Annotated in this window: 23 protein-coding genes; 6 read left to right on the forward strand and 17 right to left on the reverse strand. The window is 55.5% G+C overall.

The features are described from left to right. Positions 1 to 245: 245 nt before the first annotated feature. Both IEX75_RS16345 and IEX75_RS16350 read right to left on the reverse strand, forming a co-directional pair. The gene (locus IEX75_RS16345; protein ID WP_188795530.1) at positions 246 to 647 is read right to left on the reverse strand and encodes a RidA family protein; all 402 of its coding nucleotides are present in this window, start codon (positions 645 to 647) and stop codon (positions 246 to 248) included. A 36-nt stretch (positions 648 to 683) separates the two neighbouring features. Further along, complete coding sequence (locus IEX75_RS16350) at positions 684 to 1,112, reverse strand: DUF1801 domain-containing protein (RefSeq protein WP_188795532.1); 429 nt, start codon at positions 1,110 to 1,112, stop codon at positions 684 to 686. 189 nt (positions 1,113 to 1,301) lie between these two features. On the opposite strand from IEX75_RS16350, the gene IEX75_RS16355 reads away from it, so the two are divergent. Further along, the gene (locus IEX75_RS16355) at positions 1,302 to 1,889 is read left to right on the forward strand and encodes a hypothetical protein (protein WP_229720887.1); all 588 of its coding nucleotides are present in this window, start codon (positions 1,302 to 1,304) and stop codon (positions 1,887 to 1,889) included. 556 nt (positions 1,890 to 2,445) lie between these two features. On the opposite strand, the gene IEX75_RS16360 is transcribed toward IEX75_RS16355, so the two are convergent. Beyond that, positions 2,446 to 3,747: a hypothetical protein gene (locus tag IEX75_RS16360; RefSeq protein WP_188795534.1), complete on the reverse strand. Its 1,302-nt coding sequence runs from the start codon at positions 3,745 to 3,747 to the stop codon at positions 2,446 to 2,448. Positions 3,748 to 3,910: 163 nt separating this feature from the next. Between IEX75_RS16360 and IEX75_RS16365 the strand changes: the two genes are divergently transcribed. Further along, positions 3,911 to 4,360: a winged helix-turn-helix transcriptional regulator gene (locus IEX75_RS16365; protein WP_188795536.1), complete on the forward strand. Its 450-nt coding sequence runs from the start codon at positions 3,911 to 3,913 to the stop codon at positions 4,358 to 4,360. A gap of 54 nt (positions 4,361 to 4,414) precedes the next feature. Here the strand turns inward: IEX75_RS16365 and IEX75_RS16370 are convergent, their stop codons facing one another. From IEX75_RS16370 to IEX75_RS16385, 4 genes are all read right to left on the reverse strand, one after another. Then, positions 4,415 to 5,098 (reverse strand): hypothetical protein, encoded by a 684-nt coding sequence (locus IEX75_RS16370; protein WP_188795537.1) that lies wholly within the window; start codon positions 5,096 to 5,098, stop codon positions 4,415 to 4,417. Positions 5,099 to 5,208: 110 nt separating this feature from the next. Then, positions 5,209 to 5,682, reverse strand: a complete 474-nt coding sequence (locus tag IEX75_RS16375; RefSeq protein WP_188795539.1) for a hypothetical protein — start codon at positions 5,680 to 5,682, stop codon at positions 5,209 to 5,211. 106 nt (positions 5,683 to 5,788) lie between these two features. After that, positions 5,789 to 6,067: a hypothetical protein gene (locus IEX75_RS16380; RefSeq protein WP_188795541.1), complete on the reverse strand. Its 279-nt coding sequence runs from the start codon at positions 6,065 to 6,067 to the stop codon at positions 5,789 to 5,791. A gap of 85 nt (positions 6,068 to 6,152) precedes the next feature. Beyond that, positions 6,153 to 6,560: a hypothetical protein gene (locus tag IEX75_RS16385; RefSeq protein ID WP_188795544.1), complete on the reverse strand. Its 408-nt coding sequence runs from the start codon at positions 6,558 to 6,560 to the stop codon at positions 6,153 to 6,155. Between the two features lie 368 nt (positions 6,561 to 6,928). On the opposite strand from IEX75_RS16385, the gene IEX75_RS16390 reads away from it, so the two are divergent. Further along, positions 6,929 to 7,408 carry a hypothetical protein gene (locus IEX75_RS16390; protein ID WP_188795546.1) on the forward strand — a complete coding sequence of 160 codons (480 nt, stop codon included), beginning with the start codon at positions 6,929 to 6,931 and terminating at the stop codon, positions 7,406 to 7,408. 267 nt (positions 7,409 to 7,675) lie between these two features. Here the strand turns inward: IEX75_RS16390 and IEX75_RS16395 are convergent, their stop codons facing one another. Together IEX75_RS16395 and IEX75_RS24495 are read right to left on the reverse strand one after the other, a co-directional pair. Then, complete coding sequence (locus tag IEX75_RS16395) at positions 7,676 to 8,710, reverse strand: patatin-like phospholipase family protein (RefSeq protein ID WP_188795548.1); 1,035 nt, start codon at positions 8,708 to 8,710, stop codon at positions 7,676 to 7,678. Positions 8,711 to 9,084: 374 nt separating this feature from the next. Continuing rightward, the gene (locus IEX75_RS24495) at positions 9,085 to 9,300 is read right to left on the reverse strand and encodes a JAB domain-containing protein (RefSeq protein WP_425490557.1); all 216 of its coding nucleotides are present in this window, start codon (positions 9,298 to 9,300) and stop codon (positions 9,085 to 9,087) included. Between the two features lie 73 nt (positions 9,301 to 9,373). Between IEX75_RS24495 and IEX75_RS16400 the strand changes: the two genes are divergently transcribed. Next, positions 9,374 to 9,949 (forward strand): hypothetical protein, encoded by a 576-nt coding sequence (locus IEX75_RS16400; RefSeq protein WP_188795551.1) that lies wholly within the window; start codon positions 9,374 to 9,376, stop codon positions 9,947 to 9,949. Between the two features lie 61 nt (positions 9,950 to 10,010). On the opposite strand, the gene IEX75_RS16405 is transcribed toward IEX75_RS16400, so the two are convergent. The 4 genes from IEX75_RS16405 to IEX75_RS16420 all read right to left on the reverse strand — a co-directional run bounded on the left by IEX75_RS16405 (position 10,011) and on the right by IEX75_RS16420 (position 13,107). After that, entirely contained in the window at positions 10,011 to 10,949 is a 939-nt protein-coding gene (locus tag IEX75_RS16405; protein ID WP_229720888.1) for an alpha/beta fold hydrolase, read from the reverse strand. 36 nt (positions 10,950 to 10,985) lie between these two features. Beyond that, positions 10,986 to 11,486 (reverse strand): SRPBCC family protein, encoded by a 501-nt coding sequence (locus tag IEX75_RS16410; protein WP_188795553.1) that lies wholly within the window; start codon positions 11,484 to 11,486, stop codon positions 10,986 to 10,988. Next, entirely contained in the window at positions 11,464 to 11,862 is a 399-nt protein-coding gene (locus IEX75_RS16415; protein WP_229720889.1) for an ArsR/SmtB family transcription factor, read from the reverse strand. Before IEX75_RS16415 ends, IEX75_RS16410 begins: the two co-directional genes overlap by 23 nt. 204 nt (positions 11,863 to 12,066) lie before the next feature. Next, a complete protein-coding gene (locus IEX75_RS16420) occupies positions 12,067 to 13,107 on the reverse strand; it encodes a hypothetical protein (RefSeq protein ID WP_188795554.1) in 1,041 nt (346 codons plus the stop codon). A gap of 342 nt (positions 13,108 to 13,449) precedes the next feature. On the opposite strand from IEX75_RS16420, the gene IEX75_RS16425 reads away from it, so the two are divergent. After that, entirely contained in the window at positions 13,450 to 15,531 is a 2,082-nt protein-coding gene (locus tag IEX75_RS16425; protein WP_188795556.1) for a DUF2278 family protein, read from the forward strand. Positions 15,532 to 15,785: 254 nt separating this feature from the next. After that, positions 15,786 to 17,243: a ComEC/Rec2 family competence protein gene (locus tag IEX75_RS16430; RefSeq protein WP_188795558.1), complete on the forward strand. Its 1,458-nt coding sequence runs from the start codon at positions 15,786 to 15,788 to the stop codon at positions 17,241 to 17,243. An 86-nt stretch (positions 17,244 to 17,329) separates the two neighbouring features. Here the strand turns inward: IEX75_RS16430 and IEX75_RS16435 are convergent, their stop codons facing one another. From IEX75_RS16435 to IEX75_RS16450, 4 genes are all read right to left on the reverse strand, one after another. After that, a complete protein-coding gene (locus tag IEX75_RS16435) occupies positions 17,330 to 17,929 on the reverse strand; it encodes a hypothetical protein (protein WP_188795561.1) in 600 nt (199 codons plus the stop codon). Positions 17,930 to 18,883: 954 nt separating this feature from the next. Further along, entirely contained in the window at positions 18,884 to 21,475 is a 2,592-nt protein-coding gene (locus tag IEX75_RS16440) for a hypothetical protein (RefSeq protein ID WP_188795563.1), read from the reverse strand. A 13-nt stretch (positions 21,476 to 21,488) separates the two neighbouring features. Next, positions 21,489 to 22,895 carry a hypothetical protein gene (locus IEX75_RS16445; protein WP_188795565.1) on the reverse strand — a complete coding sequence of 469 codons (1,407 nt, stop codon included), beginning with the start codon at positions 22,893 to 22,895 and terminating at the stop codon, positions 21,489 to 21,491. A gap of 15 nt (positions 22,896 to 22,910) precedes the next feature. Next, positions 22,911 to 24,305: a hypothetical protein gene (locus IEX75_RS16450; protein ID WP_188795567.1), complete on the reverse strand. Its 1,395-nt coding sequence runs from the start codon at positions 24,303 to 24,305 to the stop codon at positions 22,911 to 22,913. Between the last annotated feature and the right edge of the window lie 39 nt (positions 24,306 to 24,344).

The raw sequence follows: 24,344 nt of genomic DNA on the forward strand, positions 1-24,344 counted from the left end.
AGGACTGATATGGAGCCTAGGACGCCATCCACGTATGCCAAGGGAGAATGCGCCTTGAACGATTCCTTACTAACGCATAGGCGTAGCGGTCCCTTATGAGTAAAAAGGAACGGATGGCTCCCCAATTTAACAAATCTGTTGTTATCGAAATGCAGCCGAGTCAGTTGCAAGGTCGCACAGAATGGGAGGCCATCAGGCCTCCCATTTTTTTAACTAACATTGCAGTTGCTGCAGCTGGGTTGTTCTCAAGTATCGTCGACGACCGCCATCGCATCGACTTCGATCAGATAGTCGGGTGATAGGGCTGCGACTCCTACTAGAGTGTCGACGGGCTTGTGATCCCCGAACAGCGTCACCCTGGCCGCTTCGATGATCGGCAAGTGTTCGTCCCGCTTGTAGTCGACAACGTAGATCGTAATTTTGGCTACGTGTTTGGGAGCGGCGCCGGCGGCTGCGAGAGCTCGGCCGAGGTTGGCGAATACCTGGCGAGCCTGCGTTGCTAAATCGCCTTGGCCAACGAGTTTACCGTGGATGTCTTCGGGCTCCTGGCCGGCTACGAATATCAGCCTGGCACCCGTCGCGACGACGACTTGAGTGTACGTCTGCGGAGTGGGTAGATCCTTGGGGTTGATGCATTCAAGCGCCATGGGTTTGCGACCTTCTGTGCGATTGACAACGATCCATTAGACGCGTGTCTGTTCGATTCCATATCGCATTGCATCTTCGAGAACACCAACGTCTATATTTTTTAGCGTGCGGAATTTGATGCAATACCCCGTTACGCTCGCCTGACCGATCTTCTTTCCAAATTTCTCGGCCAAGTATTTTTTGTCTTTTATGCCCATGATGTAGATGGATATGCCTGTTGTATTTGCGCTCATGCCGATCTGATAGAAATCCTTGTTTTTTCCATCGGCATACTTAATAACCTGCACTCCGTAACCTATGTTCGGATTGGAAACCACCCGGCCGCTTTCGTCTTTTCCATCGAGAAACCACAATTTACAGTCCGGCATGATTCCAAGAATGAGGCCATGAAGCTCTTGGAGGTCTTTTTGTTTTGGCTCTGGCTGGGCCGCGATATAGTCCTTGATTTGGCTGCGCACGTTCATATGAAAAATCCCTGCCTGGGGTCTGCTTAGCCAATCCTACTCCCGGTAACACAGGCCAATCACCTTTCAACGGCGAGCGCCTGTTCGACGCCGATATCGCCCAGCAGTTCTTTGAACACACCCACAGCGGCAGCACTAAGCGTAAGATCGGAGCCCTCGCGCACTCACCACAGTCTTGAGGGAGGCCTTATGTCCCTTCTTCGTTACGCAGTTTCAGCAACTTTGGTCGTGGTTGCTACCATCGCTACCGGCCTTCCCGCCCGTGCCTCGCAGGATGAGCCGAAACCGCAGCAGACACCTAATCTTTCTGGCGTACACGATTTCGACTTTTTCATCGGCAGTTGGCGCACGCACAGTCGACGACTGAAATATCGTCTTGTTGGCAGTCACGACTGGGAGGAATTCGACGGCACGATTCGCTCGTTCAGTCTTATGGGTGGATTGGCGAATGTCGACGATACCGAGTTTGATACACCGGAAGGCATCTACCGTGGCGTAGCGCCGCGTGCTTACGATCCGAAGACTGGATTGTGGGCCATCTGGTGGATTGACGGCCGCAACCCCCATGGCGCACTCGACCCACCGGTCAAGGGTCGTTTCGTGCACGGCATCGGTACCTTCTACGCCAGCGATACACTGCGCGGCAAACCGATCAAGGTGCGCTTCACTTGGTCGCAGATCACTCCCAACACTGCGCATTGGGAGCAGGCCTACTCTGGTGATGACGGCAGAACTTGGGAAACCAACTGGATACAGGATGTGCGTCGGGTCAAGTGAACCCGAACCTCGAGACTAAACGCGTAGCGGACTGTTGAGAAACGCTCATCCATCTCTATCGCGATAACAGTCCCTAATCGCCCTGCCCGCGCGGTAACGGTGGCGTGTTCCGGACTTGCACTCCTGATCCTCCGGCTTGAACTACGCCGGAGGCTGAGGTATCCCCACGTTTTCTGCTTGATGATCTGAACAAAATCAGCAAGCTAGCCAAGGCTTATTAAATTACCTCGGCGTCATTCCGGCGAAGGCCGGAATCCATGCTTCGCATTCACCATGGATTCCGGCCTTCGCCGGAATGACGCTGAGGTAAAAATGCCAAGTATTGGCCACGAAAAAGCCCTTCCTTGAGCAGCTCGAAAAACGTGGGGAAACCTCAGCGTCGGAGGATGAAAATAAGGCGGCTTATTTGCTGCTGGCGCCGATCGGGCATGTCCCACCCGTCGAAGCCGAAGCGGCTTACTGTCAACACCACACCATGCTCCCTATTGCCGGGTGACTCACACCAAGCAGCCTCCGAGATTTCCGACGTGGTTCAATGTCGCTTCGAAAACGCTCTTTAACGCACGAATTGGCCGCCGGGTCTGGATTTCTTCAAAAGTCGATTGACTGCGTCCGCTGCGGGGAAATTGGATTCCAGGCAATTAGGCGCGGCCTGTGCAATCGATTCACCTGCGCTTTGCTTCACAGGGGTTGCTAGAAAGGCGTGCATCTCGCCCTGGTGCGACCCGCTGCATACGATTGCCATGCCTCCGATTTGTCCGCGGCTATTGATCTTGGCGGCGAAGGTCGCGAACAGGCTGGAACTGGCGGGGAACAGCGTGTTGAGGTCGGTCATCACGCCGTTCTGCCAGATGAAGGCATGCGACCAGTAGAGGTTGGAGTTCCACTCACCCCCTACTACTTGGCCCTGGTTGTTGTTGCCGAAAGCTATGCCAGCAGCATCTCCCGGCAGCAGCCCGAGCACTGTGGCGAGTTTGGTGGTGCTTGTGCCTTTGACAATCTGCCAAATCGCGCCAGTTTGGGTCGTTCCGTCAGCACTACCGACGGTTCCAACAATTTGGCCTTCATCGTTGATGTTCTCACCGAAGCCGCCGGTTCCGAGATCAGGAAGCGCAGACGCAGTGCGGTTTTCCCACAATATGCCGTGAATGGGTCCGCTGCAGTTTCCCGAGTAGCCGACGGCCTGACCACGATCGTTGATCCAAAATGCGAACCCGTCTGGATCATGATCTACCGTAGGAAGCGCGTGGGCGTTGCCGTTTTCCCACAACACCGGCAGTTGAACCCGATTATTGATGGTGCCCGTCTGGCATGAGGAGTCCACGGCACCGTTTTCTGCCATGCCAACGATTTGTCCACGGTTATTAATCGCGCTCGCCTCCCCGTTATTTCCGCCCAGTGTTGGGAGCGCGCTCATCTGAAAGGGCTGCCAAAGAAACGGAAGACACGTAAGGTGGGTGCCGAATCCGCAAATGTCTTCGCCGTTCGGATCTGGGACAGCCGTTTCGGAATCACCCACTACCTGCGCGAGGTCGTTGATCTCGCCAAAGTTCATCCAGCTGTTCGGTCCTCCGAGCGTGCCGAGGTCGACATAATATCCGTCGACGTTTATCAGGGCGCGTCCGTTTAAAGGTACCCCGGATAACGAATCGCCCTGCCCCGGCAGAAAGTTTCCAGCCATGATCTCCGACCAGCCCTCATCGTTGACGGACATGATCATCGAATAATTGTCATTCTTCGGAACGCCCAGATCGGTAACTTGGTAGCTCACCTGGGCGAAGGCATTGCCAAAGCAAGTCAGAGCAAACATCGAAGCGCACGGTATCCAGAGATTGCGCAGCTGCTTGAACATGTTCATGTTTTTGCCTCCCACGAAGTTTCGGTCCCGATCCCCCAGGTTCCTGACAACGCAGCCTTCCACGCGCGCGCAAGCTGGATGGGGCGCGCGCCGTGATAACCAGAAAAATAGTGCAACCAGTTACAATTTGCAACTGGTTTTGTTGTCGTAGAATGGCGCTGGAATGTCCACCCGAGTTGGAACCCGCGTGCGCACGAGTAGCAGATCAGAATGCGTCATCAACCAAACGCTCGAAGTGCTTGGCGATCAATGGACTTTGCTCGTCATCCGCGACATCGTTTTCGTTAATCGAAGGCATTTCCGCGAACTCCTGACCAACTCTTTGGAGGGAATCGCATCGAATATTCTTGCCGACCGACTTCGAAAGCTTGTCCAGGAAGGGATCATTACCAAGTCCGATGACCCGACGCATAAACAGAAAGCGATTTATAGCCTTACGGAGAAAGGCATCGCACTGGTTCCTCTTCTGTTGGAAATGGCTGCATGGGGAGACGAGTATTTGCCCACTTCTAAGTTGCAGGGTCTGGCTCGCACCTTGAAAGAAGGTGGGCCTGAATTGCGCGCAGAATTTATGGATGAACTTCGGAAAGCACATCTTGCGGCATCAGGATGAGCTGCTTTCTCGTCGGTTCGTGCGGCAAAATCGGCTAACAGATATGGGCGTTGACTAAGCGGCCAGCCATGCCTGCAGCCGCACCCGCTCAATGGTTTGATTGCCCCAGTAAAACGAGTCCTGGCGCTCCAGATTCGCCAGACTGGCATCAGACTGATTGGTCAGCCAGTCGACAAACATCTGCCGGGAAGTCCATTGTTGGTCAACGGCCCCCATCGCGCCATCCCACACTTCGCCATAGCACCAGACAGCATTCCGGTATTCCAGCCCCATGCCGCAGTAATCGCGGTGCCCGTAACCCAGTACTCCGCCCGCTTCCAGTTTCGTGGCCACCGCGTCAGCCAGAACTGGGCCATAGCACTCTGTCCTGCTTTGCAAATCCCGGCGTACCTGTTCGATTTTCTCCTGGGCGTTGCTTTTCTTTTGCTCGGCCAACGCCCGAGACTGCGCCTGAAGGTCAGCCATCGATAACGGGTGAAAATTGGTGCGATTCCCGATCAGATCGATCTCGACGATCAGCCCGGCACAGTCGAGGCTCTTGCAATAGTCCGTCAACAGAATGCCCAACTCGCGATCGGTGAGAAACACCAATTTCTCGGAACCATCGGGTTTGAAGCCTTGTAAGGATGTCAGCGCAGACGGTCGATACAGAACCTCGCCGCTGACGCACTGATACTTTTCCAGGTGGAGTCGGAGGATGCGTTCGATGGAGGGGCGAAGTTGTTCTGTCGTAGGCATGGCGGGAAGGTGCTCGGAGAATTGTCGACAATGCAGGCTTGATGTCGGGTAGCCGGTCCTGGCTGAGGATTCAACCGCTTCCCCGCACTAGTACACTATTCAGGCCGCCATCACGTGAAGCGCAAACCCGTGATCTGAATTCCCAGCGATCCCATCATCGTGGCATAACCAAGACGGTCTTCGATGATTTTCTGGATGTCCGGGTTGCTCGACTCTCCAACGATGTAGATATCGCAATCCTCGCGCGTCGCAGCGGCGAAATCGGTGGCGAAATTTCCGCCTTCCGGATCGATGAGCGCGACGAGCAGGCTGAAATTTCCCGACATACTCAGCCGTTTTTCGGCCTCCGCGAGTGAAAGGTCGTGCCAAACCACTATGGGGCCAGATTCGGAGGACTCTCCCTGTTTACTGGGAAGCTCGACATCGTCCAATCGAACGACCCGAAACGCACCCTTGCCTGATCTCGGTAAGGGATCAGCATCGAACGCTTTTTCGATATGCTCGGCAAGCGCGTTTTGAAACTCAACAGGAGTGCCTGCAGCGGCTAGTTTCGAGAACAGGTCGAGAACGCTCAAGGTTTTCATTTTGCTCCAGGGTGGCGCTGAGTACGTGCGCTAAGCCTAACGGCACAAATCTCTTGAAATGCAACCAATCTATCCGCTGGATAGCGAAAAGCGCTTATTAATATGGTCAGGAAGCCATGATGTACGTGATGCAGGAAATAACGCCACCGGTAACGCCAAGAGCCACGATGGGGAAGAAAGTCATCTCCACCAAGAACCACACCCAGTACTGCACGGGGTTTTCATGACGCAAAATGATTCCACGATGGGTAACAACACGCCCCGGCGGTGAAATCAGCTTGCCTTTCGGCAGCCAGAACAAGGCCATCAACGGCAGCATTAGGAAAGCAACGATCACGGGCAGCCCGAGTATCAATACGAGTAAAACTTCCATAGCCTTGATCACTGTTTCAGACTCCTTTAACCCATAGGCGCCGCAACGGGTATTGCCGGACCAGGGTAACCATGACGCGCATTCATCTCTCGCTCTTTTACCCCTCGCATTGCGCTGCAAATCTCTTCAGATGAGACACCACGTGCGGGTAATCCGCCACCAAAGCGATCAAGCAAGCGCTCACTTTGCCCACGCCAAAAATATGATATTGACATGCGTTCACCACGTCGCCGTCAAACGTAGTGAGCACACGTTTTTTCCCGTTCTTTTCCAAATACTCATCCATGTCATCATGCATGACCTCGGACTCCTTGCCTGCACATTGAAATTCGCTGCATCCCTTGTCTAAAAAAGAGTCCAAAAGAAGCATGCCTTTCCTGCGATCCTCTTCATTAAATGCCAGAAATAAAACGGCAAACGGCCGCGGAAAGGCGTCCGGGATACGGTCGTCGAGTGACCCGCAAAAAATCTCTTTTCCCCCAAACTTAATCGTTTCGAATGACATCACTGTTCGCCCGTCAGGTCATGTGTATTCAGCTGAAAAGTCCGTACTTCACTAGAAAGTGTCCGTTCTTGACGTAACCTTCACGCCGTTTCATCAAAATTTTGGCATATGGCAGGGGGATCGGGAACGTGGGGCGACTCAGCGGTGGCCGGCTTGATGGCAAGCTCGGCCACCGCGCGGTCGTTCCCTGCTTTTTCATTTGCGCGCATCGTTTAGGAATACTGACCGACCTACTCCGCGCGGATCCTTTTTTATCCATCGTTAGCAACGATTGTGAGGCATCACGTTCGATGCTCATCCATCGTTTCGATCGGTGATTTTTCGCCGCGTTCTGGCGCCATTACCCATTATCGTAAGGAGTGGACATCATGCCTAAATCGAAGCGAACAGCGGCAAAGAACGCAACGCAGGCGGCAAAAAAGAAAGCGACCGCGGTTAAGAAAACAATACAGAAACCCAAAAGAAGCCAGGACTGCCAAGCAAGATTGCGCATCAATGGATCCAACTATGACGGATCAACAGGCCGGGGAAATGGTCACGCCGAGATGGATGCGCTCCATAATTTCATCATGGAGAACCCTGGCAATCGAGGAACAATCAAGGGATCCATCGCTTACTGCGCAGATTTGCTTCTGCATGATGCAACTCCAAAATCAGTCTCATGTCCGTCCAGACCATGCTGTAAAAAGTGCTCGAAAGTTTTGAAGGATCTGGGATTTGTGTTGGCTGCCGGGACGCGGTGGAGCTCGACTCCCATGGGCTCCACCGAATGGGGCGCTTCATTAAACGTCCGCGCACTCCTGGCCCTTTGTGATGTGGACTATGACGCAGTGAAAGCACTGGCGTGATGGCTCCCTATCACAATCTTGCACAGCAGCAGGTATCGTTTGGCAGTAAATGATCCGTGTCTGCTTGATGATTAGTGCTCAGAAGAAGCCATCGGGAAGAACGAGCCTATGAGGTTGGCGATGACATATGTCATTGACACTCACGTAAAACATGGCTGGCGAAGTAGCTGCATATCGAAAGACCGGCGAGAGATCGCCGGGCTTTCGATCATTTGAATTACCGCGCACAGCGACGAAGCGTCGATATGCGCTCAACGGCGGCAACGATCAGGCCGTTTCCATTTGAGCCCAATTTTGTTTCACCCAGTTACGCACGTTCTGCCATGCGGGCGTGTTCATATAGTTGCTCGTCGCCTTCACCAACTCGTTGACATGCTGCCAGTCGTCCAGCGGGTAAGCTCGACTGAGTCCAACATTGCCACGCTCACACGCCGTCCCCAATATTTGCTTGGCCTGGATCGCGGCCAACTCTGCCGTGGCATCCAAGGTCAAGTTGAGGAGAGCCATGGAGGGAATGACACTGTTGGGGCCGCTGCTCCATGGATAGAGCCAACTGGTCACACCCCAGTTCAACGGATCTCCGATGGCAGCTGGCGGAATGCCTTGTGGGCATTCTCCAGTGCCCAGTGACAACATTCGGATGGATGCCAAGTTGGGCACGACCTTCTGATACAGCAATTCGGTCACTGCTGTCATCGATGGATTATTGGCAAAGACCCCACCATCGGCAAAGTAACCAAAATCATAGCCAGCACCGGCTACATGATGAGGAGGAAAGTAGGTCGGTGCAGCAGAAGTAGCGAGCGCAGCATCAACCATGGTGATGTTGCGATATGTATTTCCAGGTCCATTGGAAATCGTGCAAGGAGCCCAGCCACTACCGTCCCACAGTCGTGCAGAATTGACGGCGACAAACTTTTTCGCTGACGAGATCAGCGCACTGCCCAGCAATTGCTGAGCAATTTGCTTCAAACCGCTATTGACGTATTGGCAGGAGAAAAAGCCAGGCCCGCTAGCCAAATCGGTCATGGATGCGCCTAGCGGACGTTCCTGATGCTTGTCATCCAACAACCATCCGTTCGGCGTAAACACTGTCGAACCTTCATTCAAGTAGACATTCACAATGTCCCCGATGGGCACGCCGTTCGCCAAACCCAGCGCCAACAAACCGCCTGTGGACGTACCGGCAAAGCCATTGGCGCTTGCGACAATACCGAATTTCGTATCGAGGTCTTGGATCAACATGGCCGTGATCAGCCCCCGTATTCCACCGCCATCGCAGCTCAGTATTTTGAAAGCCATAACATCACTCCTTTAATGAATGGACTAGCGTCGAGAAAGGAGCGCTCGCTGCATCCTTCGTGTCCCAGATGCCAAAGCTTTGCGAACGCGTGATGATGATGGACGCGACTTGCCCTGTATGATGCGCGCAGCCGCGCCCGAGCGTGACCTCGGCGTTTTGGACCGAGGCTACACCTCGAACAAACCCCACGCTGGAACGCGTCTAAGACGACAGACCTGCCGTGCTAAGTTGCATTGATCCCTGTTCCCTTGAAACCCAGCGCCATGCTGGCGTGGGGTCCAGTGAATGTGCGCTTGAACTCGTAAGGCCGATGTCTTTTCCCGGTTACGTTGCGGATAAGTGCAACTAACGGCTCCGTTTTCCTCGGCGCAGGCTACAAGAGCCCGCGTGCCGCCATGCTCACCGTCTCACCGGCGATGATCACCAGGTGATCGAGTATCTGCACATCAATCAGGCGAAGGGCGGTGGTGATTTCCGATCGGCGCTGCTCGGTTCGCCTACCCCACTGGGACCGATCTCTACCACACGACGGTGCAATATCGTTTGAAGCAAGTCGCCGTGGTTCACCCGACCGAGGACACGCATGCACGGGTTGAGCTCAAAGGCATAAAGCAAGAACTCTCAGCTGGCGTCTTTCCATTTTGATGAGCGGCAATCAACCCATGAACATTTGGCAAATCAAAAACGACTTGATCAACAAGGTGGCAATGTTAGTGGCCACCGAAGATGCGGAAGAAGACGACGACTTTTGGGAGCAGTTCGAAGGTGCAGGTCGGCCCCCTCACTGGACAGGGCGACCGAAGCTCGAGGTCTTTAAAGAAAAGCGCAAGAAGGAGCCCAAACCACGCGCCGACATCAGTCCGCTCACCGCTGAGGGCTTGGCATTGAGCGCCAAGGCTCGCGACGCACTGGGCGACTTCCTATCGCAGTTCGGTCAACTGCTCGAACTCGACGTTGAGGGTCATGTTGAGTATTACTTCAACCCCACCAACCTGATCCGTTGCGTGGACAAAGACAAATCAGTGAGGTGGGCTTCGGGGGCCATCGACAAGCCGTCATTCATTGACTCCACGATCCCGACCGACGCCGCTGTGTTCATTGATCCATCCATGCCAGGGGACATCTACGTCAACGATGAGGCGCGGACCGAGTTGGAGCGACGGGTCAAGCAGGTCGGCATCACTGGGATGAGTTTCATGCAGGTGTGGGGCGAGCCGGTGGTGTCGGCGACCATCTGATCGAAGGACACACGCAACTCTCCAGCGCTCTAAATAGCCCCCCTGCGTGCTTCGCAAACTTCTAACCTACTGCCTTCAATGCAGCTCCGAAGAAGCGCTCGACGATCTCCGGCAGCATCGGCTCGACGGGAAGTGTGTAGTGGGTGGTATTCGGCAAGATGGCGAGCTCGTTGGCGGGCCGCTGGGAGCCATCGATCCCGGCATCGCGCTGGCCGCCTCCCAGCGCCTTCCAGAACTCGACCATGTGTTCGGGCCGGATGGCGTCCGCGTCGGCAAAGACCAGCAGTGTGCGTGCCTTGAGCTTGGCGACGTCGGCGCTCCAGTCGAAGGGGCGTTTGGTCAGGTCACCGACCTTCCTGAAGAGGTTGGTCCAATCGACATCGGGATAGGTCTCCCCTAACGGCGATGCTTTAACGCTAGGGCCGAGTGTGGCAGCGTTGGCCTCCAACTGCTTGAAGGCCGCCACCACCTCCGGATAAAAGCCGTCTTGCCTCATCGTCGCGGACACGAGCACGAGTCGGTCGACCACGTCCGGATGGCGGATAGCGGTCTGCAGCGCGACGCTGGCGCCCAGCGAGTAGCCCATGATGTCGGCCTTGCCGAGGTTCAGATGGCCGATCAGCGCGGCAATGTCGTCGCCCATCGTTTCACTGCGCAATGGCCTGTCAGTGTCCGGCGTGCGCCCATGTGCCTGGAGATGGACGGCAATCACCTGCCGGCCCTTTGCCAGTTTGGCCAGATTGCTCCCGAAACTGTCTGGGTCGATGCCACCGTGGAGAAGAATGAGCGGCTTGCCGGCGCCATGCACGCTGTAAAAGAGATGCTGGCCATTGACGTCGGCAAAATGCTCGTTCGAAATCGCCATAGTCTTCTTGGCTTGAATGGGAAGAGTCGCAGTCAGCACTGCGGTCGCTATGGCAGTCTTCAGGAAATCGCGTCTGAGCATATCGTCCTCACGTGGTGCCGAACTGGCCAGCGCGGCGATGATCGTGTGTTTCACCGTCATCCCTTCCACGCGCCGGGGACCGCAGTGTGGTCATGATCTGCTTGCGAGCAACTCATCCAGCTGCGCGAACTGCTCGGGCAGTGCCTCCGCCGAACCGGCGAGGGCTTCGTCGAGGGCCGCTTCTGTGGGGTAGAGTTCGTGAAAGGTGACCAGCGTCTTGCCGGCATTTTCTTCGAACGTTACCGTGGTCACGGCGCCCTGATCGCTATCTTCGTTGGTCCATACGAGACGCCTGTTTGGCGTTACTTCTCTATACGTGCCGAAGAACGCCATCGGTTGATCGAAGTCCGGATGGCTGAACACAAGGCGATACGTACCCCCGGTGCGAACATCCATCTCGCACGAGACCAGCGACATACCCACCGACTTCGGAATCCACCAAAGCTTGAACAATTCGGGTTTGCTCCACGCTTCGAAGACGATGTGCGCGGGGGCATTGAACGTTCGCGTCACGACGAGTTCGCGGTCGGACTTGCGTTCCACAGCGGTACGGTTCGTGGTGGCGGGACTATCTTCTTTTGCTTCGGGCATCTGCCTTCTCCTTGTTTTTCAAGTGTTCGACAAGCTCGTCCAGCGCGTCGAAGCGCGCGCTCCAGAGTTGACGGTGCTGCTCGATCCAGGCGGCCTCTTCTTCCAGCCGGCGAGGCCCGAGCTTGCAGGTTCGCACGCGCCCGACCTTCTCCGTGGTCACGAGCCCCGCCTGCTCCAAGACGCTGACGTGCTTCTTCATGCCCGTGAGGGTCATTTGAAACCTTTGGGCCAGGTCACTGATGGAGGCGTCTGAACCTCCGAGCTGCTCCAGCACGCCGCGTCGGGTGACATCGGCGAGCGCGGCGAACGTTGTGTCGAGGCGGGCTTGATAGTGAACCATGTGGTTCACTGTAAGGCGTGCATGGGTGATTTGCAAGCGGATGACCCCGCGGGCGCAAATCGCACGTAGCTGCTCTGTCGCTCTGAGCCCAAACTGCGCATACCGAGCGGGGGCAAAGTTCCGACTAGCGGCTTTGTGGCAGCCAGATCAAGACATCGGATGACTTCTCAGGATTGCGAAAGCAGACGCTGGCCCTACCCGCGATAAAGCTATTTATCAGTGCTTGGTGCGGAAAAGATGTTACTGACTATCGCGGAGCGCTTGAAAATCCGCTGCCTTGAGTCGATAGGTGGGAATGATGTCATTGCTATCCGTTGCAGTTTTTAAATCCGGATATCTCACTTGCCTGTCGCCAGACCACCCGTAACTGCCATTAATGGCGGTGTTAATCTCGATTTGTGCTATCGATTGAACTGACTTTTTTTCGAGACCTAGCAAGGCAATTTGTCGGTTAGGTAGGTCCAACAGGCTAATGATGGCGCCGGTATCTAAAATTGGGGTTGCCGATGACTCCCTGCATTGAACCGTAATGGTCTTTGCGAATCGATCATATTCAATCCTGCCGAAGATCTCCGGTCGGGCACTGCTAGCGGCAAGCGACGGTTCGCGAACCTTATAGTTGACCAAGTCAAGTGGCATGAAGAGAGCAAGATCAATGAAGCGCGAGCTTCCTCCTAGGCCATTTTGTGTGGAAACGAGTGTAGCTACGTCTGGCGCATCCTTACTGAGTATTACCATCTTTAGAATGGGAAGAAGAAGCCCATGCTCCGGCGTGTCTGAGGAAGGAAAAAGACTCGAGTCCGGGTCAATGTACATCTGCAAGATTTCAAGATGAGTATTGCGCACAACAAAAATCTTATCGTCATGGCTGTATCCGAGTGAGTCAAAATCTGTCGATTTGGATGACTTAATATACTTTTCCCATCTCGCCACCAAGGGTGCAAGCTGAGGAAGCGAAGAGGAAACTGTAAACTCAACCCCTAAAACATAGTTCGTTATTCGAAATTGGCCGCGATGTATCTCATGCAGCATCGTTTCTTGACGCGAAAGTTGATCAGAAACGTCCTTTAACTGCTTCCTCTGAGCCACTTCTTGATTGTGAGTGTCGACAGCGAGCGTAACTAGCGCGCAAACTGCCGCGACGATAAAACCAATCACTGTAAATTTATCGGACTTTGCGAGCCCCCCTTTTTTCCGCTTATAGATGACACTACCTATGCCAAATATTGCGCCGAGGAGAATAGCGACTACCTGAGTAATCTCACCAAATGCATTCAGCATGGTTCCACCTCAAGGCTAATTCACCAATTTCTCATATCGCAGGAACGGATTGAGAATAATTCAACGGACAATTGCCGCACAATCACCTAGCACCATACGTGGACTTACCATGCCCAGTTGCACTTCGCATTGTGGATGATGTTCAAGGCTCGTCTGGATTGCTGGCCACCATTCGCCCGCCAGCGATATGCGTGCAAACCCTCTCTGCAAAATAAACGACATCATTTCTTCACAATTTCTATGCAATCCATTTGATAGCAATTGCGGCATTGGCGACCGCTTAGTGGCAACGTCTTGGACATATCCACTCGGGTGAGTTCAGCCAAGAAAAGGGGGAAAGTCATGGCCTTACACGGTTACGGTCTTCTGATCGGGACTATCACGGGTTATCGCAAACCTCGTGGTAGAGAGCGTCATTGGCTGCTTATTGTGCAACCGGGAAATCCTCGCCATCCACCCTACCGGGTGTCGCTTAATGTGCCGTCGGCTCAACCGCACGACCACTCCGAAATCGAATGTCAGATCGTTGACTTTCCGGCGAATCATCCGTTTGTCCGAAAATTGGTGAATATCGGTACGAAGGGAGGTGCAAAAGGCACCTCGAACTTTCTACTCGCCAATGAGAATCAAGGCGTGCCTTGCCTGGACTATGCCGATGGCAACATCGTCGATCCATTAGGCTTTCCTTCCGAGGCCGACGCACATCCAAAGGTTGGGAAGGCTTGGCCAAAACAAACCCTGGCGAAGTTGCGGCGTGGTGTGAAAGAAGCCGCTGCTAGCTTGGAAAAAGCTGCAGAAAGCAACGCGCTGGTGGCCGTTTTTGGCACCGGCCACCCCATGAATCATCAGACGGGTGAATATCCATCGACAGGATTTACCGCTGTCGACAATGTGCATATGAACCAAGGCGCTTTTAACCGTACGCATGGCAGCCTGCACTATCAAGAAAACGGAAAGGCGCAGGACGGCGGGTTGATTATCCTGTTCGAATCCGGCGCACAAGGCATTTTCATCAAATTTCAGTCCCAAACGGTGCATACCGATGAGCATGGAGACCCCAGCATCACGGGTATTGAAAAGATAGATGCTGTTGCACCACAGATATGTCAAGCCATTATGCCTCGCATCCCTCGCGCACGAAGCCAGGCACATGCCATCGAGGCACGATCAGTGGGCGCCGCCGCTGTATCTGCGATGACCTCGGCTGCTCAGCCGTTCGGCCAATCCAATGCGCAAGGCTACGTTTTCGCCGACTTTGATGTAGATGATGCTACGGGTCAATTTATTCCTGACAACGACGGTGCCACTTATAAAACCCCTTTCGTTCAAAAGCAGTCGCTAGGTCAAACACAAGGGCCGGTTCCAAATCCCCGTAGCTATCCGGTTATGGATCTCACCAGCGTCACAGGCCCACAAGTACCGGGCTATACTCAGGATGAAAATGGCCAGCGCATTGCCTTCGACGTCATCGGCGATAGCGGTGCGGTCAACCAAACCAATTTCGACCGGTACGAACAGAAAGTTTCAGACTTGCTTGCCAATGATGCCAAGGCATCTCAGCCGGCCTTCATGTTCCACGTTGGCGATGTGGTGTATTACTACGGCGAACGCGCCTATTACTACGGCCAGTTCTACGATCCATTTCGCGCCTACCCTGCTCCCATCTTCGCTATTCCTGGCAATCATGATGGCTTGATATACCAAACATCCCAAGTTTCCCTGGCGGATTTCCAAAGCGCGTTCTGCGCCACAGCGCCGGGCCGTTGGCCGGGAGCGGGAGGCATTCTACGGAGCACGATGACCCAGCCCGGCGTTTATTTCACGCTTGACGCTCCGTTGGTTTCGATTATTGGCCTGTATAGCAACTGTGGCGAATCGCTTGGATGGCTTGACGGGCAACAACTAAAGTTTCTGTATAACGAATTGATCCGACTCAAGCAAGCACGGCAACAAAGCTTTCGCGCCATCATTTTGGCTATTCATCATTTTCCACGCTGGTTCCCTGGACAATCCAAGAAAGACCGCACCAGCATAGCCATTGATGCCACCTTTACCAAAGCCGGCTTTTGGCCAGATGCAGTGATTTGCGGCCATGCGCATCTCTATCAAAGAGTCGTACGCCAGAACGTGGGCCAGAGAAATCGGCAGGACATTCCCTATATTATGACTGGCGCGGGGGGCTACAACATCAGCCCTCAAGAAGAACTCGCCAAGACCTACATGCAAAAGATTGGTGTCCAAAAAGGCAAAAGCAACAGGCTTGGCAGTGTGATCTTCGAATCAGGCTATGTGAAAGCCACAGTGACGAAGCCAGCGACGGGAAATCCAACGCTGAAATTCGAATACCGAAGTGTCAGGCCGCAATCCAGCCAACCCGACGACATATGTACGGTTGACTTATTGGCTCGCAAGGTCATCAGCTGAAAAGGGCCGCACTAAGCGAAAAGCAAGATCATGACGCAACGGACGGTTTGATTAGCCGAGGGCGATCTGTCTGCCTTAAGCATCTCACAACGCCGGTAATGCCTTTTGATGCAACGTGGCTGAGCTATTGGTGAGTAGAATTCCAGAAATTTCAGGGAGGAGATTGACATGAGTCTGGCTATTAAGGTGGCTTGGCATGTAGGCTGTATGCAAGAAGTTGGCATATAACGATTACGGCCAGGAAAGGACTGCATATGGATGATGTGACAATTTCCACGAATGTTCACTTTTGTGGCGTTGGACAGGGACTTTTTGTTAGAGGCAGTACTCTCATCAAGTTGGTTAGAGCTTCGGCCGAATCACAAAGTGAGTACACAAGAACATTGCTTCACTGGGTCTACGACTGTGGCTCCACGGACGACAAGCTAGTTATAGATAAAGTTAATAGCTTGGCCGGCGCAGATCAGCGTCCACAATTCTCAGAAAGAGCACCTGATGAGCGCCCCATTCTCGATTTTGTCGTTATCTCTCATTTTGATTGCGATCACATCCGTGGCCTTTCATCGCTATTGAAGGCGTACAAAGTCAAAAGGATTTTCCTTCCATACCACGACCCACTCGCAATTCTCGGGGAGGTGTTCTCGTCGTTAGATGAAAGCGCGCGAGACGTTGATCCGCGCGACCTCATTCAGGCATGGACTGATCCCGTGGCGTACATCCGCAGGATACAAAACGGAGGTACTCTGGGCGATTCTATGGTTAGAGCCGATGATGACCCCACTAAAATCATTTATGTGCCCTACTCTGACGATCCAGCGCCTGAACGGGGAAACAGAGAACCTCAATACAGCGACAGCCCTGAACCAGTGATGGCGATACGCCGCCCTCAATCTGAAGAAGTGCCTTCTTCCCAAGATGCTGATGTCAGCATCCTCACCGCTAGTAGCAATGTCGTTTGGTGCGGCGTATGGGAGTTTGTGCCCTACGTTGATCCTCAGGCGCGCCAAGCACTACTGAGTTTTAAGCCTGCTGAGAAAATAAAGCTTGACGCTCAACTTGAAAAGATCAAGACGCGAAGTAATGATCCCAAGGAGACGGAAGAAAGGTTATGGGAGGCAATCCTTGATTTGAAATTACAATTCTACAAGGCAGTATCAAGGAAAAAAGTTAGAAGAGGAAGGTCGGAAAAAGTTTCTCCAAGGGAGAAGAATGTCATTTCGTTGATGGCCTATCTGGGTGCGGTCCCTTCGCTGCCCTCGGGAGTCTGGGCTCGCATCCCTGACGACAAATCGGCCTATCCACCTCAAGTCATGCCAAACGTTCCTGGTTGGGTTCGCCATCATGGCGATGGTGCCCTCTTCACCGGTGACGGTTTTTTGCGTGGCTCGAAGGACATTAGCAAATTAGTCAGGTTTTTAGGAGTATCCCGGATTGAGAATACGGTCTTACTGCAAGTACCGCATCACGGGTCCGGCCAGAATGGCTCTAAATTTACGCAAGACGCACTGAACACTCCGATCAACGTATTTTGCGCCAATCCATCGGAGAGTCCCTATCATCCTGACACCGCTGTCGTCGATGCTTTTGCTACCTGGAAAGACGCATCCACCGGCTATCGCCAGGCTCTACGTGTTTTGGTAAATCGGTTGGACTTTTCGGTGCGTCTTGTGACCGGAGCTAGAGCCTATCCCGGATATTATTGGTGGGTGTAGGACACTTGGTCGAATGGTGAACTTGCGACAATCGACTTGAACATTTGGCAGGCAATCTTCGATCTGCATCAGTAAGTGCCAGACGATCATTTTTCGATTCGGAACGAACATATAGTCCCCCCAGCAAATGAAGCTCCTTGCCACCTATCAAGATGAGGCCAGTTACCTAAAGCTATATTCTCAACTGCCACAATGTCGACAGGTCTATCGCCAGGTAAGGCAGCCACCCATCGATCGAACGAATCTAGGATGACGGGGTTTGTGTTTTTCCAAATGGCAAGTTCACCCGAGCCCCCGAATTCTGACGGTATCGTTTTTTTCAGATCGGCCCCCTCGTAAGCGGCGCGATATTTGATCGGAGGATAATTTGCCATATAAGGCTTTTTGCTGCATCGGAGGGTATCCATATACATGAAGCTAATTGCCCGCCCTTCGAAGGTCATTGATCCCGTATAGAAAGCCAGGTTTTTGTCGGATGAAGCATCTGCAACCGCCTTGATCTGATCACTTAGATTAAGCGGCAGGTTAGCAACCGAATGCTCTCCTCTATTTGCCTTCATCATCGTTAGATATGTCGATGATGGATCTGCAACCGCTACTTTTTTCCAATCTGGAAATGTAAATTCTTTTGTCTTGGATGGCGGTAATTTGGTGAAACGAAAATTGCATAGCTGATCGTCGGTCATTTGAGGTACTCCGGCCTCCTTAACCATTTGTAGGAATTCACCACACATCTTTGGGTTGGAGTTGACCTCAGTTTTGATGGTTGTAGCACCGACGAGCTCGGTCGTTAGTAGCGTTAACAGCACACACAATGAGCGCCCGCAACCGGGGAACAGGGACATAGACATTTCCAGTGCCGACGGTCTTCGAAGCTTTGTCATAGAAATCTTCCCAAAGAGTAATCTCAATTTCTACCTGTAAGAGAAGTGGGAGGAGACTCCCCACCCTGCCTTCATAGGCTCATCGAAACATCGACGGTTTACGGACATGCATGCGCTCATGCCATCGCGCACACATCAAACCAGCGATCGCCTACGTGACATACGTGCCGTATTTGTTACGCTCGGCCCGTCATCGGCGCCGTCTGTTTGCGGGCTACGCCGTTGACCCTTGCAGCAATGCAGTGAGAAAGCGCGGGCCGCATGGGGTGCAACCCATACGACCCGCTACCACAACCAACTACACGGAGTTGATCATGGGTGTCATGGATCATACGGCACGTGCGTGCCCATCAAAACCCTTCTGGCTCATCGAAGAGTCTCAGCTGCCACCAGACCCTGAACAGGCCAGGCGGTACATTCAGCTCATGAGTATCGCCGGCACGTCGCTGGCGATGTGCGTGATTCGAAATCTCTTGAGATGCGACCGGGTCGCCCGCCGACCAAAGCCGGCCCATCGGCCCGCTGACGTCGACGCACGGCCACTCAGCCCAACGCAAGTGGAGGGCCTACGCGCCGCGCTGTACTTCCTGCGCCAATATGGCGACGGGCTGCTGCAAGCGGAGCGGGATGGATAACTCGCTCGTGTACGCATGATCCCCTTCCGCGGCACACCCACTGGAGATCGGTGTGCCGCATCTGGAGTGAGAAACAGCAGGAATGCGAGAGGCATTTCTTCATGCGTTCGGCCTGAGCCGGCTAAAAGATGCGCGTCACGGCTACATCAATCGAGCGTTGCTGGTGGAGGGGTTGACACCCTTTATCGAGAAGCACTGCACGCACATGCCGCGAATAATGATAGGCGCGCATCCATGGCAACTCCGGCGCCGGAAAATCGCTGTGCCAGTCTGCCTGATATCGCAAGTACAAATTGCGGCGCGCGGCGGAGACGGCACGCTCCAGCCTGACACCTATCGCACCGATGTCCCGCAAAGCGGAAAGAAGTTCTTCCACACTGCTGCAGTCCATGCCAAAGGCCGGCGCCAACAGCGAAGCCAGCATCTGCGGAAATTCATTCCACTCCTGCGCAGTCATATCGAGGCATTCCTCGCCGTCGAATATCGTCATGTCCTCGGCGATATGCAGATACTCGGTATCGTGGGTGAGCGCGTGCACGAGCATTGCCGCCTTGTAGGTCGTGCATGCCCTGAAAAAAAGCGACAGCGCCGATGCCAGCTGCGCATCGTCGGTAGTCTTTATAAGCCTGCCCGTAGCGCCATCGCTCAAATACCACGCCAAGGCATTAAGTAGATGCCAGGCTCTTTGGCGATCGGGCGACTGTTGCTCGGTGGCCACTTGTTCGTTGTCGAGCAGGCGGTGCAGCGCAAATATGCCGCGCCGCTGTGCGGCTTTCATCTCGGCGAGGCACTCGGTCAGAAGTCGGTTGTCGGTCTCCGCGGGTGGGTGCGAAGAGGTCCATTGTCGCGACGCCTGCTCGAGATCCCGGATCAGCACGTCCAGGGCGTCATCGGTGACCGGTCCAGGTCCGTTGGCAAGCAGACGTAGACGCAAGAACAACTCGTGCGCCTTGCGGGCAGCGGAGTCTGCGATATCCCGATCGATGCGGTCGATTGGAGAACCCAGCCGGGATTGATAGATGGCTCGGCGCTGTATGGCTTCCCACACGCCGCGATGATTTTCGTCGGTGTCGGCAACACCGCTGCTGCGCACTATTTCGTAGATCCAGTCGAGCGCTGACCGCGCGGCATGGGCATGCGCCGCATGGCCGCCTGCGTCCGCGCGGGCGATCTGTGCCTCGGTATCGGCCAGCGCGCCGACTAGCGGCGCCCTCAACATTTTCACGGTGTCGACATCGGGCCGCGAAAGTTCACCGAGGATGATCACACGGCCCTGATCATCGGTGCCGAAATGCAGGCCCTGGAACAATACGTTCCAGCGATCGCCGGTTTCGTTACCGACCTGCATCGCTCCGGTGAGTGCCGGCGTGTAGCAGCGAAAGGTGGCGAATGCCTGGTCGGACAAGCGCACTACCGGCACCCTGTCGTCTTTGCCGCGCGCATCGATCGAGAAAGCAAACAGCGTGACATGTTGCCCCGGCAGCGTTATCGGCTCATCGCTGTAAAACGAAAGTTGTCTGCTAAATAAGCATAGCGATCGTGTTGCATCCAGGCGGGCGGCAAGCGATGCACTTACCGAAGTCGTATCGCCGAGAACCAGGTTGTCGCCGTCTTCGTGGATGACGATGTCGCCGCCATGACCCGCCTCGGAAGCTGCGCTATCCAGGGGGATCCGTACGGCATCGCCGAAGCGCTGCAGCAGCGCACCTTTCAATACGCGCTGCCAGGCGATCGCACGATAGTTCTCCATGTACGGACTATGCGCCGTAAATTCGATATCGATGGGGACACTGCGCTGCAACCCGTCGAGCAACGCCGCGATGTTTTCGCCCGGTCGCACGAAGGGGGCCAGCAGATTGTCTGCAGCAGCGGAATGATGGCCGCGCCATGCTCCAGTGGCCACGCTGTGCTCCAACAGCGGATCGTCCGCCGCGCTGACGATCCAGCCGCGTGATGCGATCCATTCGTCGCCGGTATACGCAAAGAACGCCTTGGCCAGTGGCCCACTGGCATCGCACGCCGACTGCGACCAGAGTGTCCGCAGCAAGCGGTAACGCTGCGGATGGCAGACCATGACCTGAAACAGGCGGTTGCCCATGCCGATCCGCGTCACAAAGTGCGTTCCGCACGTATCGAAGTAATCCAGGTAGCGGTCGGCTTGCTGTTTGTGGACGATGACGTCCACATCGCCATGGCGGCGTACATGCCCTGCGACGCGCAGGCGGCCCATGGCGTGAAGGCCCTCGCGCGTCCAATAGTTGTCGATATGGATGCGCCGCCCGACGCCGCCCTCTTCCGCCTCGTGCCGATGATCGGCGTCTTCGCGCCGCAATTGCAGCAAGACCAGACCGCCACCGTCGAGTTGCTCCACCGGCAGATGCAGCAGTGCGCTCAGCGAAGCCAGCGCTGCAGCACGCCTTCCACCGCCAAGCATCAAGGCGCTCGGTGGCAAGGCAAAACGGCCGGCGTCGGCGAGTATCGGGCGAACACGATAGGCGAACAACGCGTCCACCAATGACTCAATCGTATCGTGCAAGCCGACTTCGGGCGAACCCCAACTCCCCCTGCCTGAAGGTTCGGATACGGGAAACCCCGCCCATGCCGCGCATGGCGGCAGATCGAACGGCACCACCGTGCCGGATGCCCCAAACCATGCAGGGCGCAACCCGTGCAGCACGTTCACGCTGTTTCCCAATTGCACGGTCGCACCCATCGCGAATAACGCCTCAGGCCGGCGAAAAACGCCCGGCGATCAGCAGGTCGGCTGGAACCTGCACTTGGCTCATGCTGATCAAGTTGCCGGGAAAAACCAGATTCTTCAAGGCGAAATACGTGACCGGAGAAAACGACACGCCCGCCATGGCGTTGCGAATGTCGTTGTTGAGAATGTCCTGCAGACGCGATTTCATCTCTCCTTCGGCACCGCCGCTGACCGTCACCGACGGCGTGCCCGGCACGATCCTGATCGACTGCCCTTGCCCGCTGCCGGACAACGCCACCGCGTAACGTGCCGACACGGTGATGTCGACCAGCGCATTGCCCTGCGTGTGAATCTGCTGCGACAGCGCGAAACCTTCGGTGGCCGTGCCGGTGTAGTCGCCGCCCAGATACACGCTGTAAGTCACATCATGGCGATTGCAGCAATTGCCGTAGCTGAAGCTGCCCTGGAAATGCATCTGCGGATTGATGGTGGCATACCATGCGTTGTAGCCGTTTTTCGGCGGCAACGGAATCAGCGAAAAGCCGCCACCGTGATTGTTGAATCCATGCGTCAACACGTCCTGGTACAGCACACGCGAACTGATCATCAAGGTGCAGGTCAGGCCGTCGGCGGTGGGGATCGGCTCGTTGACATTGATCACATTGCTCGACGGCGTGCTGCCGTTGGTGGTGATCAGCAACTGCACGATGGTATTGCCGGCATTGGTGGTCACCACGTTGAAACGAAACGATCGCGGCGTCAGCCCGGGCGAGCCGGCAAGGCTCTGGAAATCAATGGAGGCCAGCACATAACGGATCTGGTGCGTCGCGAACCAGTTCTTGAGCTGGTTGACCAGCGTGGCATTGTCCACTCCCACGATGGTCAACGCATTCAAGGTAAACGCGCCCTGCGCAAATGACAGCACCAGCGACTGTGCGTTGTTGACGATGCCCTGTACCTGTTGCAGCGCTACCGTGCCGGACAGGTACGGGTGCTTCGACATGTCCACCGGTTGCGGATTGGCCCATTCCACGTGCGGATCGTTGGGCGAGAGGTTGGCGGTGGCCGGGTTGAAGTTTTGCGGCACCACCATGGTGCCCAGGCGCGATGCGCCCTGCAGGATATCCTGGCGCACCGTGACTTCGTTGCGGCCGCTGGTGAACTGAAACAGCGGTGCGCCCAGCTCGACGTTGAACTGCGTAACGTTGGTGTAATACCCCTGGCCATGCGGCAACGGCAGTACGCCTTCGCACCAGATGACGGCGATCGACAATCGGCCGGTCCGGCCGGTCTGCTGGTTCCATTGCGCCATGAAGAACGTGTTGACCGAACTCTCCAGCAGGTTCATCACGGCATCCCAGCCTTGCAACACCTCTTTGTTTTGATACATCTGCTGCAGCAGATTGCTCAAGGTCGCGGGGCTTGCGGTCATCGGAAATCCTTTGGCTCAAGCCTTTGCGTCAGGATCGAAATTGCCGACCATGACCAGGTCGCCGGGGATCTGCACCGCGTCGATCACCGTCTCGTCACCGGGAAAGCGCACGGTGCGCAACGCGAAAGCGGCCAGCGAGGCCAGCGATGTCGCGTCCAGATCGCTGCGGATTTCCTGGCTGAGGATTTGATCCAGATAAGGCTTGAAGGTGTTCTCGGCCACGCCAGCGCCGGCCACCGTCGCCTGGGTGCCAGCAAAGCTCAGCGATTGCTGGCCCGGGTTGCCGCTGCATGTCACCCGGTAGTTCTGGGCGATCTCGAACTGAAGGTCGACGTTCGCGCCGGGGTCGGTATAGGTGGATACCACCAGGCCCTCATTCGGCGAACCGGTGAAGTTCAGGCCGATCTGCGCCTGCTGGTTTACCGGCGGCATGGCGTTGCCCCAATCCACGGTGCCCGCGAAATACATGCGATTCTGCGTCTGCAGGAACCAGGCGCCACGGCCGCCTGCCGGAGCGGCGGCAGCCAGTTTCACATGTTGCGAAAGCGTATTGAATTCCGGCGCGACGACATCCTGGAATACTTTTTGACTGCTGAACATCAGTGACCAGTCCGCGCCGTCGACGACCGGCAGCGGCTCGCCGAGATCCACGCCGGTGCCGGTCGGTGCGGGCGTATCGCCGGTGGTGAAGTGCACCTGCAGCACCTGGTTCCCGCTGGGCGTGCGCACGGTAAGCAGCGCGAGCGAACGTGGTTGCAACGCCGGCGTATCAGCCTGGGTACTGCCATCAACGGTCGCTACCAGCAGCGTGCCGTTGCTGTCGCCTAGCGCATTCATCAGGTGCTGAACCAGGGCGCCGCCGTCTCCCGCCGCAGCAGGCAGTTGGTGTGCCGTCGCAGAGGCAGCCGCGGCATCAAGCACGATGTCGAAGCCGGACGCGCCGCTGCCGGCGGGTCGAACCACCAGCGGCACTTCGATATCCACGCGTGCCGCCGGATGCGCCGGCACGTTCACCGCGCTGTCGGTGTGCCAGGCGACACTCGCAGCGTCGGCGGCAGTCGGCATCGCCGTAGCGTTGCCCGAACGGCCGAGCACTTGCCGTATCGGATGGCTGATGGTGAGCGCCGAACGTCCATGCACCACGCTCACCGCAGGTTCGCCGAGAATGAAGGTCATCTGTCCAACGCCGCGCAGCGCATTGGCGGCGCCTGGGCCGGGCGGCAACGGTTGCGCGCTGAGCAAGGTGACACTGTGCGTTCCGGCCTGATCCGTGGGCCATTGGCGGCGCACGCGCCGCGCCAGGTAATCGCCGCTGATGTTCAGAACGGCGCTCCAGCCATTCAATACCGATCCCTTCGCGTGCATCTCCTGAAACAGTTGCGCCTTGGTGGCAGCGCTGGTGGTGTTCATGAGGTTTCCTTGGCTTGGTTGGCGATGGACGCGCCATTG

Origin of the sequence: Dyella nitratireducens (assembly GCF_014642835.1) — a bacterium.
Classification (GTDB): domain Bacteria; phylum Pseudomonadota; class Gammaproteobacteria; order Xanthomonadales; family Rhodanobacteraceae; genus Dyella_B; species Dyella_B nitratireducens.

Bases quoted from the DNA above. Each gene is read 5' to 3' on its own strand.
- IEX75_RS16355 (WP_229720887.1), top strand. From the start codon at position 1,302: ATGTCCCTTCTTCGTTACGCAGTTTCAGCAACTTTGGTCGTGGTTGCT.
- IEX75_RS16445 (WP_188795565.1), bottom strand. From the start codon at position 22,895: ATGACCGCAAGCCCCGCGACCTTGAGCAATCTGCTGCAGCAGATGTAT.
- IEX75_RS16360 (WP_188795534.1), bottom strand. From the start codon at position 3,747: ATGAACATGTTCAAGCAGCTGCGCAATCTCTGGATACCGTGCGCTTCG.
- IEX75_RS16435 (WP_188795561.1), bottom strand. From the start codon at position 17,929: ATGACCGACGATCAGCTATGCAATTTTCGTTTCACCAAATTACCGCCA.
- IEX75_RS16450 (WP_188795567.1), bottom strand. From the start codon at position 24,305: ATGAACACCACCAGCGCTGCCACCAAGGCGCAACTGTTTCAGGAGATG.
- IEX75_RS16390 (WP_188795546.1), top strand. From the start codon at position 6,929: ATGCCTAAATCGAAGCGAACAGCGGCAAAGAACGCAACGCAGGCGGCA.
- IEX75_RS16440 (WP_188795563.1), bottom strand. From the start codon at position 21,475: ATGGGTGCGACCGTGCAATTGGGAAACAGCGTGAACGTGCTGCACGGG.
- IEX75_RS16425 (WP_188795556.1), top strand. From the start codon at position 13,450: ATGGCCTTACACGGTTACGGTCTTCTGATCGGGACTATCACGGGTTAT.
- IEX75_RS16385 (WP_188795544.1), bottom strand. From the start codon at position 6,560: ATGTCATTCGAAACGATTAAGTTTGGGGGAAAAGAGATTTTTTGCGGG.
- IEX75_RS16400 (WP_188795551.1), top strand. From the start codon at position 9,374: ATGAACATTTGGCAAATCAAAAACGACTTGATCAACAAGGTGGCAATG.
- IEX75_RS16410 (WP_188795553.1), bottom strand. From the start codon at position 11,486: ATGCCCGAAGCAAAAGAAGATAGTCCCGCCACCACGAACCGTACCGCT.
- IEX75_RS16365 (WP_188795536.1), top strand. From the start codon at position 3,911: ATGTCCACCCGAGTTGGAACCCGCGTGCGCACGAGTAGCAGATCAGAA.
- IEX75_RS16350 (WP_188795532.1), bottom strand. From the start codon at position 1,112: ATGAACGTGCGCAGCCAAATCAAGGACTATATCGCGGCCCAGCCAGAG.
- IEX75_RS16345 (WP_188795530.1), bottom strand. From the start codon at position 647: ATGGCGCTTGAATGCATCAACCCCAAGGATCTACCCACTCCGCAGACG.
- IEX75_RS16395 (WP_188795548.1), bottom strand. From the start codon at position 8,710: ATGGCTTTCAAAATACTGAGCTGCGATGGCGGTGGAATACGGGGGCTG.
- IEX75_RS16420 (WP_188795554.1), bottom strand. From the start codon at position 13,107: ATGCTGAATGCATTTGGTGAGATTACTCAGGTAGTCGCTATTCTCCTC.
- IEX75_RS16430 (WP_188795558.1), top strand. From the start codon at position 15,786: ATGGATGATGTGACAATTTCCACGAATGTTCACTTTTGTGGCGTTGGA.
- IEX75_RS16375 (WP_188795539.1), bottom strand. From the start codon at position 5,682: ATGAAAACCTTGAGCGTTCTCGACCTGTTCTCGAAACTAGCCGCTGCA.
- IEX75_RS16370 (WP_188795537.1), bottom strand. From the start codon at position 5,098: ATGCCTACGACAGAACAACTTCGCCCCTCCATCGAACGCATCCTCCGA.